This is a genomic window from Rhizobium vallis (assembly GCF_003985155.1).
GTDB lineage: Bacteria > Pseudomonadota > Alphaproteobacteria > Rhizobiales > Rhizobiaceae > Rhizobium > Rhizobium vallis.
Genome location: NZ_ML133686.1, coordinates 1 through 13,294 on the forward strand (window position 1 = coordinate 1; position 13,294 = coordinate 13,294).

A 13,294-nucleotide genomic window follows, 5' to 3' on the forward strand; every position below is an offset into this window, starting at 1 on the left:
CCAAAGCCCTGAAGCTCGTGTCGCTGCACGCCAGGAGATCTCCGCAGCGATCGTCCGTGACCTCTTCACTCTCTGGCAGGCGACCCTGCCACGGGTCTCTGGAAAATCCAAACTCGCCGAAGCTCTGCGGTATGCCATCTCGCGTCGAGACATCTTCGAGCGCTTCCTGACCGACGGCCGCATCGAACTCGACTCCAACATAGTCGAGCGAGCAATCAGACCCCAAGCGATCACGAGGAAAAATAGTCTATTCGCTGGAAGCGACGGTGGCGGCCGGACTTGGGCGACCATCGCGACGCTCCTGCAAACGGCAAAGATGAATGCAGTCGATCCGCAAGCTTGGTTGACCCAGACGCTTGAGCGCCTTGCGAATGGATGGCCCAGCAGTGAAATCGACGCGCTCATGCCATGGAACTACGCCGCCTGAACGGCCACGGCTTGTCGCTTACCGTGCTATTCCTGACAAGAGCAAACTGGTAGCGGCCCAAAGAGCCCCATGGCGAGAACTGCAGGACTAGCGCTCCGCCTATGACAATGCCCAGCGCGCTAAGCGCAACGATGGCAAGGGGTGATAGGGGGTTAGGTGTGGTCTGACTGGTGGGGGTAGTCCCCGGGCCCTGACGGCGGACCTCAACTCGCTGCTCAAACGTATCTACACTCATCGGTTTCCCCTAGGCCGTCGCCTGCGGTACGCCCCCGCATGCCTGGCCATGACCCCTTGTGATCGGGGAGGTAGATAACAGAGCTTAGCCTGTCCCTGGGGCCTTTAGTTCGGTGAACCTGGACATACGCCACAGGCTCCCCGACCTGGAGAAGGTCAAGGATCGGTATCCCTTCCGGTGGGAGACCATACCGCTAAGCTCAGGCTTTCTACGACCCGGAGCGCCGCGTCTGCGCTCTACATCTTCTTAGGCTATCCCTTGGAGGTTGCCAATATGCCCCCCTAAGAGTGGTGATCTGCCTCACCTAGGTATTGCTAGTCATGGTGCCATCCTAGGGTGTCCCGGGGTTGCGGTGCCATGGCGGGTGGAGGCAGTGGGGGCCTGAGGACGTGACCTGTGAGGTGTGAGAGCCAAAGGTGTTCGTGCTTGAGGGGGGGGTAGTATAGCCCTGCCTCCATCAGGTGATATAGTGCAAGGGGGTGGTCAATGGGGCGTAGGTCTGCCTTGATGATTGTATAGGCCAGTGATGTAGAGTGTATATCAAGGGACAACGACCGTTGTTGGGGGGGTGAATTGGTGATACCCAAGTAGGGGGTATGTGATGTGTCCTTAACCTATGAAAATATATTATATAATATTTTAGATAAACTGGTGACAAATGTCGCCGCTCGGATTATTTTAGTGCCGCTTGGGTGCCGCAGTGGTATCCGAGATCAACGAAAGGAATAAGCAAATATCCTACCAACCATCTCCGGCTGTTGACTGGGCTGTGCCAACGCATAAGCTCTTTCTCTCTGTGGCTGGAATCAAGAAGTCTCCGTTTCACGACTCGCAGCATGTTTACGCTTGGCGTCTTTTCGCAATTAACGGAGAAATGATCGCGTCGAACGACAAGGCACCATGGGTCCTCTTCGATGGTCCCGATAATCTTGGGCTTTACAGTGCTATTGCCGAGGCGCACGCACACCTTCCAAAAGACTCGACGTTAGCGATGTTTGCGCCACAGGAGGAACTACTCCATGTGTTCGGAGAAGGCCTGGTTAGCCTGAAGCGAAGAGACTTCAGAAAACGCGACAAGAAGCCTTACGTGCATCGTGACCAGATCAAAGCCGTCTACGATCTGGCGGTCGAAAGCGAGATAGAACTTTTAGCCCTCAATCCACATTCGAGCGACGAGCACGAAAATCGCGGTTTGATTGGGGATTTCGCTAGGGATCGTTTGCGTGAAGCGATTAACCGAGACGTAAATGGCTGAAGACTTACTCAGGGGGCGTCGCAGCAATGCGGCGCTTTCTCTGGAGATTACCCAACAGCGGCGATGTGCAGCGCTCGGATGCCGCCGGCAAGTGGAAGTAGCCGAAGGGACCGGCCTTGCTCGCTACCACTGCCGCTATCACGTCCAGCATAAGTCCCGGCACGGCTCTCATTGGCACGCGACCTATAAGGCGTCTGAGCTGCGGCCCTACGTGCAGAGCGCGGAACGGTGGATTAAGGAACACCGGGAGGACTCGACTTATCGCGGGACCTATTGGGAGCTGGAGCACTTCATGGCGGGCGTGGGGCGTGCTGATGTGGCGATGAACTTGCGGGGACAGTCGGCAGAGTATCGCGCTCGGGTTGCCTTTGCGCGTCTGAGGGCGGCGGAAATTCCCACTCGGCGGCTCATAGCCATCTATCTCGGAGTCTCAGCTCTTATAGAGGATGATTTCGGCAGTCACCGCACCCGGGAGTTCCGAATTGTGCAAGCCGCCAAGGCCGTGCACAGGCTGGCCAGCGGCACCCACCGCAAATGGGACGTTTGGGACCCTCGCACTGGCGGCACCCGCAAAGCCGAGCTTCACGCCTATCCTCGCTCATCAGGGCACGTCCTGAGGAAGATCGGGGAGGTGTTGGAAAAGGCATGCGACGAGCTAGCCCGCGCTGTGGTGCCCGAGGTCATTGCAATGCGTACTGAGCGCTTCGGACCACATCCATCTCACCAGCCTGTCGCCAAGGCGTCCTGATTAACAGCAAAGTCCTCACCGCCGTCTGATCACCTGGCGGAGGTGGGGACGCACATGTTGGAGGCTACCTTGGATATTCGAACTCCATCTCGACGGATGCACCTGAAAGACGGCACCGCCAACCAAGCCGAGCGGGGAAAGGTCCAGCATTTCGACCCGTGGCTGGTGGCCAACGGGACTAACCTCGTAGAACTCGTAGATTGCCTCTTCTCTGTGTTGACCCCGCCGCCTATTACCCCAGGCAGACGGCATAGGGCGGACGCGATTGCACGAAGGAAGGCGTGCGCTGAGGCGCTTATCGCAAACCTTGTAATGGCCGCGCTTGGGCCAAGCCGGAGTCCCGACCTCGTATTGCCGCTGAGGAAGCTGAAGCGTAGCCGTTATGATCGCGAGGACGTGAGCCCCAATGGCCTTCGCTGGGCAACGGCTGAGTTGGCAGCTTACGGCTACGTTGAGGTGGAAGCAGCGGTCTATAAGGAGGAAAGGACCAGGCTTATTCCCACGCTGAATTTCGTATCGTTGTTAAATCGGCACGGGGTCAAGAGAGAGGATGTCGGACGAGCTAGAGGCGACGAAACCATCGTGCTTCAAGCGGAAGTAGACCACGAAAAAGTCTTGGTTGACTACCGAGACACACCAGAGACCATAACGCTTCGGGGAGAGATGTCCGCGATAAACGAGGCCCTCGAGAAAGCCGATATCCGTTTCGATGGCGAGAAGCTGGGACCGATCCACCTTAGCCGACGGTTCGATGCTGGGAACTCGGCCGCCCCCTACAGCTTCGATCAGCATGGACGGCTTTACGGTGGCCTCTGGGAAAGCCTGCCACGTGTGGAGCGTCATCGTCTGACCATCGGCGGTGAAACGGTGGCTGACCTCGATTTCTCGTCGATGTTCGTCCGTCTTGCTTATGTAAGGCGGGGCGTGGTTCCGCCGGACGAGGACCTCTACGCCATACCGGGGCTGGAGCATCATAGAGAAGGGGTCAAGCGCGTTATCGCTTCGCTGTTCTTCCGTGAATCGGAATCGAAGAGACTTCCACGCGATGCCAAACCGCTGCTGCCCGAAGGCTGGACAATGGCGCGAGTTCGGAATGCAATTGCTCATGCACATCCTGCTATTGCCCCCTTATTAGACACCGATGTGGGCTTTGAGCTAATGGCGACTGAGAGCAACCTGCTCGTGGCTATACTGCTCGATCTGTTCTCGCAAGGCGTCGTCGCGCTCCCAATGCATGACGGCCTTATGGTGCCGGAAAGCAAAAAGGAAATTGCCGTCGAGACAATGAAAAGGGTTAGTCTATCGAAGCTCGGCGTTAGCCTTCCAGTGACGGAAAAGCAAATTCCTCAACCTAGCCAAGCGGCGTAAATAACTTGCCCCTATAGCCTCTGGGGCGGGCCTAGAGTAATGGCCTTCATGTTTAGACCCCATCATCACCTTCAGCTTAGAGGCAAGCTTCAAACTGCATAGAGGACACTGGAGGCCCTATCTCAAAGTGACCAACTTAAAGCCGCCTCTTCGTTCCCTTGCTGCTCTGTCCCTGGGGGAGCAGATGATTGATAGGCGATCTACCATCCCGGCGATGGCGCAGGGTCAATCCTTGCGTCTGCCACTAGGAGCCTTAAAGTCTGGCCCACAGGTGGCCATTGGCGGGGGGAGTGATGGGGTCTAACGTTTACAGGAAACTACTGCTGGGATGGGCCGTGCTGCCCCTCGTAGGCGCACCACATGCTTACGCCTGCGATCAGCCCATTGTGCTATCCAACTGGAAGTCATGCGCAGTGGGGCCTTTGAGCGAAACCGGAGGCGATGCCGATTGGAAAGCCGTCCCGAAGTGGACCCGAAGCAAAGACCTTAGGCCCTGGTTTATGGACGATCCCCGCCTGCTCGCCAATCATGGTCTGTGTAACGCCAAGTTCCATCGGGTCGTGCTTTGTGCGCCGGGATGGCAGGAGAGCGACGATAAGGACGCTTGCTGGTACACGATTTGCAGCGGCTACCAGGCATCATTGGGGAATTGAAGGCGGGCGTGATCCCGGCGACTAGACAAGCTTTGCTGTTGCTGCTCAACCTCGCGTTATGTCCGACCGGTTGATTCTCCTTAGTAATGATGGTGCGCAGCTCAATGCCAACGTTGAGATGCATGAGAGAGGACTCATCCTGCATAGTCGAAGCGGGACGGACCGTAACCGCGATTACCGCGCGGCACTCGAATTGCTGCTGTCCCGGTTAGATCAAGCGCAGATCGTCTACCGAGTTTATCTGGACAGCCGGCCGGTTCAGGGGGTCAATCTTTCCGACCGCGAGCTTTCCTTTGATCGTATGTCGCCTGTCGGAGCGCGTTTTGACGAACTTGTGCGGGCGATGAATAAGGGCAGCTCCAGCCGTGGCGCTTGGCGGCGGCTTTTGATCGAAACCCCCGGCACAGGGCCTGCGCGGCTCCGCGAAGTCGCAGAAGGCAAATCCAATATAATCCGCCTTCCTGCCACCGACTTGAGGAAGGTCCTACCGTCCCATATCCATAAGGCAGTCCAGAAGCTTCTTGACGGCGGTGATGCCCCTAACTTTGCTCCATCAAGGGACTATGACGCTTTGACCAGTACGGGCATACCCCTTGCACCAAAGAAAGTATTCGGTCTGGCTCTTGAGGAAGCATTGGGAATAGAAGCTCATCCTCGACACTTTAGCGCCGGATGGGGTCAAATCTGTTTCGAACTCCTCGAAGAGGCTGGCCTATGGATCGTTCCGAAGAAGGAGGGAATTGCCCGGCCCAAGCCCAGCCATGTGGAAATTACGGCAGAGTTGGCCGATCTTGTACCGACCGATGAGGAGCGCAGTTGGATTGAGGGTAATCCGAAGATCGCATCCCATTTGAGACGTGAAAGACATCCTGGCTTGGCGAAGGAAAAGCGAGCGCAATTCATCGCAGAGCATGGGCGGCTCTTCTGTGAAGACTGCAAGCTCGATCCTGTCAAACTCTATGGCGAGGAAGCAGGCTCAGCGTGCATCGAGATGCACCACCATATAACGCACGTGGCAAAGATGCAGGCCGGCCACAGGACGAGGATGGAAGACCTGAAGTGCTTATGCGCGAATTGCCATCGCGTTTTGCACCGCAAGCTCGCTTTAGGGCTCACGGTTACGTTCTGATGTGATGGGCAAAATCACCAAGTTGAGGATGGTCATGGGCTCCTCGCCAACGACAGTTTGTATAACGGCAATTTCCATCGGGTCGTGCTTTGAACGGCGGGATCGTAACAAAAAGGTAGGGGAAGAAGGTTGAAGGCACAAATTCAAGCCAATTACGAAAAAAGGCTAAAGCGTTATGCCGCGCTTGTTCACGGGAATGAGCCGCTGGGGTTGGTTGCGAAGCTGGCGACATATTCATCTCTCTTGAAGCAGCATAAGCTCCATGGTGATGGGCTCCTCAAGATCGAACCATTGCTTTATCCACTTATCCAGGCTGTAGAGATTGATCTTCATCTTGCCGTGGCAAAGTTGCTCGAAGATCCAAAACGAAGCGACAGAAGTTTGTTTAAATTTCTCGAATTTTGCCTCACGAACCGGACAAACATTTCGTGGCAAGGAAAAGAGATTTCAGAGGACCTATTATTAAACCAACGTCAACAATTGGAAACGCATCGCACAACAATCAACAGCGTGATGGGCCGAAGAGATAAATTCTTTGCTCACCTCGACAAGCGTTACTTCAATGAGCCGTCGCGCATCTACACCGACTTTCCCTTGAGAGAAGAGGAAGTTATAGCTCTGGCGAACTGCGTGATTGGTGTCGTCTCATCTCACCAGACCAATCTCGGTTCGGCCGTCAGTTTCCATGCCGGCGAGTTCTATACAATAGCTGTAGAAAATATGGTGCGAAATCTGGAAGCTGGGCGAAAAATGAACTTTCCGGGCCAACTTGAACAATAAGAGTGTCAGCGACCACGGTGACGGCGTTGTTTTAGTCCGCAGCGTTCGCCTCACATCCGGGGCACTCGTCACCGTAGTCATTCAGCACATTCTGCAACTTATGTCGAATGGCCTCCTCATTCTCTGAGGACTCCTGGCGTCCTGCCAGTACAGCGTCTTCGAACGCCGAGGAGTCCATCTGATCAACAAGATAGCCATGAAGTTCGCATTCTTTGAGAGCGCCCGCATCCAACAGCATTGATTCCGCCCACTGGCGGTCAGCTTCGAGGTCCTCCAAAAGCCTTTTTGATCCGCTCATTTCCGCATCTCCAGGTTTAAAATCGCTATCGCTGAAACATAGGTTATTTCTAGGCGTTTTATAGTCACCATCTTCGATACTGGAAATACCAGAACGGTATTTGAGTTGTCGTTTCAAGGAATATGAGGATCGTATGGAGCCAATCAAAGTTATCCGCAAAATTGCGGAAGCGATAGATAAATCAGTAGAAGAGACGTCTGACGTGCCGTGGAAAAATGCAGTCGAAGCTGGAGGCCTCATTTCGATGGGGGACACCGGCACAATTGGAATAGATGAGTGCTTCCAGCGCAGTTTCGGTCCATTGCTGCTTCAGTTCCAGTACAAGTGGTGGGATACCACGAAGACCTTTAGCCCCGGTCCGGACAGAACACGACTCACCCTTACTCTGCTACATGGAAGTCAGGAAATTTCGAAGTACAGCGGAACATACGACACCTAGCGTGCAAAGGATGTCGGGCTCCTCCTGGAGTTGGGAAATCACTTAGGCAGGCAGCCTAACAGCCTCGACGCATCGGCGAGCCTGCTCAAGCAGCGGCCCCCCAGAGTACACTCCAAAGGTCATTCCTTGCCGCTTATGGCCAACAACGACAGCAATAGTGCTCTCCGGCTGCCCTGCCTGCTCTGCCTTGGTGATGAACCAGCGACGGAAGCTGTGGAAGTTTACGAGACCCCTACGCTTGCCCTCGCGCCTGTCCTCCACGCCAACACTGCGACGATATGCTGTAAACTCGTTTGATGTCTTAAAGGACCGCTCACGCAGGGAATCCGATTTTTTTACGCCGGGCCACTCGGGGAAGATGTCATCCTCAGGTCCTTTGCCCTTCTTCCGGCGCTCAACGATTTCGACTAGGTCAGGGTGGATTGGGCAGAGACGTGGCCCCGGCTCTTTCTTTTGGGGCTTGAACACGAACACCCCATCATCTCGGCAGTCCTTCACCTTGAGGCACACAATGGCATCCAGGCGGGCTCCGGAAAGGGCAGCGATCCTCATTAGGTCATCCATCGCCGGCTCGGCGGGCCCTTTCAGCAAAGTCTTGACTTCCTCGTCGGTAAACGGGCGCTCCTTCTGGTCGGTGGTCTGTCGAGGCTCACGCAAGCGCCGTCCTTGCCAAATGTTGGAATCGACCTCGTGCCGGTTCTCCAGCCAAGTCCAGTAGACCGAGAGGCGGCTAACGTATTTGTTGAGGGTGACAGGAGTAAGATTGGCGGTGAGGCTTGGAAGCTCATCACAGAACCGAACGGCCTCCTTCTTGGTCATCACCTGAAGATAGGGCGGCACACCTGCTTTGCTGCACCAATCCTTCAAGAGTTTTATTGCTCGCTTATCGTCCGCCAATGTGCGGGCCTTAACGTGCGAAGCCGCTAGAAACTTTTCATGGTGAAGGTCGATCGGCGTTCTGTCTCCGCGCGCTGACCGGGAGAAATCCTTAGCAAGGCGTAAGCGCTCGGGGTCGAAAACTTCATGGCCCTCCTCGTCGGTGGCAATGGGCTTGCCTGCGAGGGATTCCGCCTGCCAGTCGATCTCCTCATCAATCTCGTCTCGCCGCTCCGGATCGAACGCACTCTTGCGCTGCTCGGCAAATCGAACGGCCTGCTGCATTGCCTGCTCTCGGCTTATATATCGGGCGGTCTCCAACGATAGAGATGGATTTTCCGCGTGAGCAATGGTCGCTTTGAGGTCCGCTATGACATCCCATTTGAGGCGGTTTGCCTCCTTAAGGCTGTCAGTCCCCAACGATCTTTTAAGCTTCGTCCCAAGTTTGCCATGAAGCTCTTTCGGCACGTTGACGACAACGCGATACTGATTGCCGTGGCGTTCTAAAAACATGCGATCAGAAGAGAGGGCCACTAAAGCCTCCAAGTACCCAAGAAAGTACCCATATCTAGTCCCGCAGGTGGCTGAATTTCAATAAGGATTTGACGCAGAAGAGAAATTATTCGGACAAGGTTGTCTCCCGCTTAGCTCCACCAGCCTACGCTCTTCGAGCTTCGGCTCGGCAAGCCGGAAGGCTTGACGTGACGAAGGCGAGAAGGAAAGCGGAGGCTGCCGCGCCGAAGTTGCGAAGCAACGTAGGCGGGCTATGATCCTTCCATGAAGTATGTGTACATTCTCTGTAGTGTCGAATTTCCGGATCGCTATTACGTCGGCGTGACCGGTGACCTGAAGTCGCGCTTGGCAAAACACAATGCCGGTGAAGTCTCACATACCTCGAAATACGTCCCCTGGTCTCTCAAGACCTACCTCGCTTTCTCCGATGAAGCGCAGGCCTTTGCTTTCGAGAAGTATTTGAAATCGGCGTCGGGCAGGGCATTCGCAAAGAAAAGACTCTAACCCTCCCCATCAACGCCGGCAGGCCGCCCCCACAGCCCGCCGGCGCTTGCGCCTCACATCTCGACGATAGCAGCCGTCACCCGCTTTACCACCGGCAGCACCAATAGCAGAACGGGAAAGGCGATAGCCCAGGACAGCGCCCATGCGGAAGGCCACATGGCGAGTGCGGGCGCGGTCAGGCCTTGTGCTCTCAGAATGCTGATCGCCGAGACGACTGATGTCATCAGCAGCGAGAGGATGAGCGGCATGACGATTGTATTATAGCGTTTGGGGAGTTTGCCTTTGGGCATTTTGATCTCCGTAAGATGCCGATCAGACAACTGCGCAGCGCCGACCGGCGGGTTGCGCGTTGATTGACGTAAACGCTTACGGAGCTTCGATCTGAAGCGACGCCGTTCTTATGGCCGAAAACATGTTGCCGTTCAAGTCCGCCGGGCCGCATCCCGGATCGCCCTCATCGAACTTGTTGCCGCGATCCCAGCGATTCGCCTTCCTCAGCCGATGAGCAGAGCAGGACGCCGCCGTGTCATCCACACCGGACGAGCCGACGGGGCTTGCCTCGTCGGCTCGATCTCGTTTCTCGCGGCGTGACAGATGCGTCCGGTCTTCTGCTCACCGGCGATTTTAGATCCCTCAAGACAATCCGATGGACCGCAACCGCGATCCAAAACCGGCCTCAGCGGCCGTAGGTGACCTCGACGGAGGCTTTGCCGAGTGTATTGGCCCTGACATAGAAGCCGACCATGGCGGCAGGCGCCGTATTCGGCAGCGGAAGCTTGTCGACCGACAGCGCGTAGACCGTGAACTGATAGTGGTGCGGTTTGTCGCTGGCCGGCGGGCATGCGCCGCCATATCCTGAGGTGCCGAAGTCGGTGCGGCCTTCCACGACGCCTTCGGGAAGCTTCTTGTCGCCGCTTGCGCCAGTGGCAATCTTCGAGACGTTCGCCGGGATGTTGAAGACCGACCAGTGCCACCAGCCCGAGCCGGTCGGGGCATCCGGATCGTAGGCCATGACGGCGAAACTCTTGGTGCCCTCGGGAGCGCCGGACCAGGCGAGGTCAGGCGAGATGTTCTTGCCGGAGCAGCCGAAGCTGTTGAAGACCTGCGCGTCGGCCATGGGCTTGCCCGCGGTCAGATCCGTCGAAGTGAGCTTCATTTCCGCCTGTGCGGCCGTGGCGCCGATAAGGGACGTTGCGAGAAGTGCTGTGATGAAACGCATGTTGCTTTCCTGCGGTTGATGATGCCGCAGAGCTATCGTCACGGGGAAAGCACGTCTGCCCCGCTATGCTCAACTTCTGCCCCGATCCGCTCAACTGGCTCGGATCCGCTGCGCACATGGCGCGGACTGACCCCGAACCGCTCCTTGAAGCGCGCCGCGAATTGAGACGGCGAGTCGTAGCCGACTTCGAGAGCAACCTGCGCCATGGAAAGGGCCGTCATCTGAACGAGGCCCAAGGCCCGGTTCATCCGTGTATCGCTCAGGATCTCGCTGAAGCCGGTATTCTCGGCCGCGAGTCTGCGCCTGAGCGTCGCTTCACTCATGTTGAACGAGCGTGCCGCATGCCGCAGCGTCCAGCCGAAGGCCGGATCGGTTTCAATCATCTGTCGGAGTCGGTCTTCGAGCCGAGGGCTTCGGCTTTGGCCCAACACCGCCCCGCACAGTGCAAACCAGGTGATGAGCTCCATCAAGCGAGCCCTGGCGATGGCGCCGGGAAGCCTGGCGAGATTGCCGGGCTGACAGCAATATTCGAACAAAACAGCCGCTTCATCGGGCATGTGGGAAGACCGCGCGGGAAGGGGTGTCGACGGGACGGCGATCGAGCCCATGCGGGCATAGGCTTCCTCGAACAATTGTCTGGGAACAGGGAGCGCCACGGTCTGATACTGTTGCGGAGCCTTTGGAATGTTTTCCATCGTCAGCGGTTGATAATCGGGCAGCAGGCCATATGCGCCGGCATCCAGCCGCAAAGGCTTGTCGTCTGCCATGACGATCTTCGTTCCCGATTGCACCCGTATCAACAAGGGGCTCGTATTGACGATGCGACGAAAACAGGCCCGCCCGCCCTGTCGGATCAGGGCTCCGGTTGGAATGAGAAAATTCTGATGCTCCATACTTTCCCCAGCTATACGGGATGGCGGCTCATAAGCTCCGTCTGCCAGATCGCGCGACCGAAGCCAAGATGGCGAATAGCACAAGGCCATTCTGGCAATTCGCTAGCGCATGCCACGCAAAAGTGTGCAGCGGTTTGCGATTACGGCATGCGGGAACCAAAAGCCCCTAAAGCGCGGCAAGCGAACAGGAAAGATCGCGGCGCGCTTTCAAATATTTTCTGCCCATTCCATCGCCTTTGCCAATTCCTCAATGAGAGGATCTATCCTTATTGCCGCAATCTCAGCGATTCGGCTTCAGGACCTTCAGCCAATGACCAGAGCAAGACGCCGCCGCATCATCCGTACCCGGCGAACCATGACCGGAGTGGCACTCGTCGGCGCGATCTCGTTTCTCGCTGGCATGACGGATGCGACCGGTCTTCTTCTGACCGGCGATTTCGTGTCCTTCATGACGGGCAACACGACGCGGGCCGCATTGGCCCTGAGCGAGGGCAATCTCCATCACGCCGCGGTTCTGATCTCGGCCATCCTCGTTTTTGTGCTCGGCAATGCGGCGGGCATCGTCGTCGCTCATGTCTCGCAGCGCCGTATCTTCGTGGTGCTCGGCTGCGTCGGCCTCGTTCTGGCGCTTGCCTCGATGCTGACGATGCAGAACCTGCTGCCGGCGCGGTTCTACTCGATCGTTTTCGCCATGGGCATGGTGAATGCCGCCGTCGAGCACATCGAAGGCCTGCCGATCGGCCTGACCTATGTGACCGGCGCGCTGTCGCGGTTCGGCCGCGGCATCGGCCGCTGGATCATCGGCGACCGCCATGTCGAATGGACGATCCAGATCGTGCCCTGGGGCGGCATGGTGCTCGGCGCGATCGCCGGCGCCGTCCTGACGCAGCTGGTGGGCGCCCATGCGCTGTGGCTGGTCTCCCTGTTCGCCATGGTGCTTTCGCTTGCCGCCATGCTGATCCCGCGGCCGCTCCAGCGGCGCTTCAACCAGAAGATCACATCGACCCGATCGGGCATTGTCCGCGCGAAATAGAACCGTCGCATTCCTGTTACCGTCGAATCGGATAGGAAGGACCGCCGCCCATCCTCAAGGAGTAGGTCTTGTTCGTCATTTCGAAGCTCGTCTGGATTTTCGCTCAGCCGCTGTCGCTGGCATTCTTCCTCGTCTTCTCAGCCCTCATTGCCGGCCTTCTCCGCTGGCGCACCTTAAGCATTCTCGGCGCAGCCGGTTCGGCCCTCATCCTTTTCGTCACGCTCTACACCACGACCGGCAACCTTCTGATGCAGGATCTGGAGGAGCGGCTCGCCAAGCCGGCGGCCGATCCCGACAACCTGCAATGCATGATCGTGCTCGGCGGCGCCTTCGAAAGCGAAGTAAATACGGCGCGTCACGGCATAGAATTCAGCAGCGCCGCCGACCGCTTCGTCGAAGCGCTGCGGCTCGCGCAGAAATTTCCGCAGTCACGGATTCTGGTATCGGGCGGCGACGGCTCCATTTCGGGCATCTACGAGGGCGATGCGGCGGCATCGGAGCGTTTCTTCCCGCTCTTCGGTATCGGCAAGGATCGCCTGATCGAGGAGCGGCAATCGCGCACGACCTTTGAGAATGCCGTCAACACGAAGGAATTCCTGGCGAGCCAGGGCCTTTCCAATTGCCTGCTGATCACCTCGGGCTTCCACATGCCGCGCTCCGTCGGCATCTTCCGCAAGCTCGGCATCGATATCGTGCCCTGGCCGACCGATTATCGCACCGACGGCAAGGTGAAGCCCGGGCTGGATTTCACCCAGCCGAATCTCAACGCACAGAATATGGCGACGGCGATCCGCGAATGGTACGGCCTAGTCGGTTATTATCTCGCCGGACGGACGTCGGAACTTTATCCGCAATAGAGCGCCAGGCGTCCGACAGGATGCGCCGAAGACGCTCCATCACTTTGAATTTGCGCCTAACCCAGAA

At 57.1% G+C, this 13,294-nt stretch carries 15 protein-coding genes; 10 read left to right on the forward strand and 5 right to left on the reverse strand.

All coding sequences use genetic code 11. From position 1 onward, the window contains the following. From EFQ99_RS00005 to EFQ99_RS00035, 6 genes are all read left to right on the forward strand, one after another. Positions 1 to 427 (forward strand): IS66 family transposase (locus EFQ99_RS00005; protein ID WP_164736322.1); only part of this gene is annotated, 427 nt, incomplete at its 5' end. Positions 428 to 1,362: 935 nt separating this feature from the next. Continuing rightward, positions 1,363 to 1,917, forward strand: a complete 555-nt coding sequence (locus EFQ99_RS00010) for a ribonuclease H family protein (protein WP_126918631.1) — start codon at positions 1,363 to 1,365, stop codon at positions 1,915 to 1,917. Further along, positions 1,910 to 2,665 carry a hypothetical protein gene (locus EFQ99_RS00015; RefSeq protein WP_126918632.1) on the forward strand — a complete coding sequence of 252 codons (756 nt, stop codon included), beginning with the start codon at positions 1,910 to 1,912 and terminating at the stop codon, positions 2,663 to 2,665. Before EFQ99_RS00010 ends, EFQ99_RS00015 begins: the two co-directional genes overlap by 8 nt. Before the next feature lie 54 nt (positions 2,666 to 2,719). Then, entirely contained in the window at positions 2,720 to 4,033 is a 1,314-nt protein-coding gene (locus EFQ99_RS00020) for a hypothetical protein (protein ID WP_245441412.1), read from the forward strand. Between the two features lie 711 nt (positions 4,034 to 4,744). Beyond that, a complete protein-coding gene (locus EFQ99_RS00030) occupies positions 4,745 to 5,815 on the forward strand; it encodes an HNH endonuclease (RefSeq protein WP_126918633.1) in 1,071 nt (356 codons plus the stop codon). 129 nt (positions 5,816 to 5,944) lie between these two features. Further along, positions 5,945 to 6,595: an AbiU2 domain-containing protein gene (locus EFQ99_RS00035; RefSeq protein ID WP_126918634.1), complete on the forward strand. Its 651-nt coding sequence runs from the start codon at positions 5,945 to 5,947 to the stop codon at positions 6,593 to 6,595. 31 nt (positions 6,596 to 6,626) lie between these two features. Here the strand turns inward: EFQ99_RS00035 and EFQ99_RS00040 are convergent, their stop codons facing one another. Then, positions 6,627 to 7,010 carry a hypothetical protein gene (locus EFQ99_RS00040; protein ID WP_126918635.1) on the reverse strand — a complete coding sequence of 128 codons (384 nt, stop codon included), beginning with the start codon at positions 7,008 to 7,010 and terminating at the stop codon, positions 6,627 to 6,629. Positions 7,011 to 7,026: 16 nt separating this feature from the next. On the opposite strand from EFQ99_RS00040, the gene EFQ99_RS00045 reads away from it, so the two are divergent. After that, entirely contained in the window at positions 7,027 to 7,332 is a 306-nt protein-coding gene (locus tag EFQ99_RS00045; protein ID WP_126918636.1) for a hypothetical protein, read from the forward strand. A gap of 42 nt (positions 7,333 to 7,374) precedes the next feature. Here the strand turns inward: EFQ99_RS00045 and EFQ99_RS00050 are convergent, their stop codons facing one another. Continuing rightward, on the reverse strand, positions 7,375 to 8,742 hold the full coding sequence (locus EFQ99_RS00050) for a DUF6538 domain-containing protein (RefSeq protein WP_245441416.1): 1,368 nt from the start codon (positions 8,740 to 8,742) through the stop codon (positions 7,375 to 7,377). 243 nt (positions 8,743 to 8,985) lie between these two features. Between EFQ99_RS00050 and EFQ99_RS00055 the strand changes: the two genes are divergently transcribed. Beyond that, complete coding sequence (locus EFQ99_RS00055) at positions 8,986 to 9,225, forward strand: GIY-YIG nuclease family protein (protein ID WP_126918637.1); 240 nt, start codon at positions 8,986 to 8,988, stop codon at positions 9,223 to 9,225. Between the two features lie 53 nt (positions 9,226 to 9,278). On the opposite strand, the gene EFQ99_RS00060 is transcribed toward EFQ99_RS00055, so the two are convergent. The 3 genes from EFQ99_RS00060 to EFQ99_RS00070 form a co-directional block, all read right to left on the reverse strand. After that, positions 9,279 to 9,515 carry a DUF2798 domain-containing protein gene (locus EFQ99_RS00060; protein WP_126918638.1) on the reverse strand — a complete coding sequence of 79 codons (237 nt, stop codon included), beginning with the start codon at positions 9,513 to 9,515 and terminating at the stop codon, positions 9,279 to 9,281. A 386-nt stretch (positions 9,516 to 9,901) separates the two neighbouring features. Then, on the reverse strand, positions 9,902 to 10,444 hold the full coding sequence (locus tag EFQ99_RS00065) for a YbhB/YbcL family Raf kinase inhibitor-like protein (RefSeq protein WP_126918639.1): 543 nt from the start codon (positions 10,442 to 10,444) through the stop codon (positions 9,902 to 9,904). A 38-nt stretch (positions 10,445 to 10,482) separates the two neighbouring features. Further along, a complete protein-coding gene (locus EFQ99_RS00070; RefSeq protein WP_126918640.1) occupies positions 10,483 to 11,337 on the reverse strand; it encodes an AraC family transcriptional regulator in 855 nt (284 codons plus the stop codon). A gap of 310 nt (positions 11,338 to 11,647) precedes the next feature. Between EFQ99_RS00070 and EFQ99_RS00075 the strand changes: the two genes are divergently transcribed. Together EFQ99_RS00075 and EFQ99_RS00080 are read left to right on the forward strand one after the other, a co-directional pair. Next, the gene (locus tag EFQ99_RS00075) at positions 11,648 to 12,370 is read left to right on the forward strand and encodes a YoaK family protein (protein WP_126918641.1); all 723 of its coding nucleotides are present in this window, start codon (positions 11,648 to 11,650) and stop codon (positions 12,368 to 12,370) included. Positions 12,371 to 12,438: 68 nt separating this feature from the next. Beyond that, complete coding sequence (locus tag EFQ99_RS00080) at positions 12,439 to 13,227, forward strand: YdcF family protein (RefSeq protein ID WP_126918642.1); 789 nt, start codon at positions 12,439 to 12,441, stop codon at positions 13,225 to 13,227. Positions 13,228 to 13,294: the final 67 nt, after the last annotated feature.

Bases quoted from the DNA above. Each gene is read 5' to 3' on its own strand.
- EFQ99_RS00020 (WP_245441412.1), top strand. From the start codon at position 2,720: ATGTTGGAGGCTACCTTGGATATTCGAACTCCATCTCGACGGATGCAC.
- EFQ99_RS00070 (WP_126918640.1), bottom strand. From the start codon at position 11,337: ATGGAGCATCAGAATTTTCTCATTCCAACCGGAGCCCTGATCCGACAG.
- EFQ99_RS00045 (WP_126918636.1), top strand. From the start codon at position 7,027: ATGGAGCCAATCAAAGTTATCCGCAAAATTGCGGAAGCGATAGATAAA.
- EFQ99_RS00065 (WP_126918639.1), bottom strand. From the start codon at position 10,444: ATGCGTTTCATCACAGCACTTCTCGCAACGTCCCTTATCGGCGCCACG.
- EFQ99_RS00055 (WP_126918637.1), top strand. From the start codon at position 8,986: ATGAAGTATGTGTACATTCTCTGTAGTGTCGAATTTCCGGATCGCTAT.
- EFQ99_RS00075 (WP_126918641.1), top strand. From the start codon at position 11,648: ATGACCAGAGCAAGACGCCGCCGCATCATCCGTACCCGGCGAACCATG.
- EFQ99_RS00030 (WP_126918633.1), top strand. From the start codon at position 4,745: ATGTCCGACCGGTTGATTCTCCTTAGTAATGATGGTGCGCAGCTCAAT.
- EFQ99_RS00060 (WP_126918638.1), bottom strand. From the start codon at position 9,515: ATGCCCAAAGGCAAACTCCCCAAACGCTATAATACAATCGTCATGCCG.
- EFQ99_RS00015 (WP_126918632.1), top strand. From the start codon at position 1,910: ATGGCTGAAGACTTACTCAGGGGGCGTCGCAGCAATGCGGCGCTTTCT.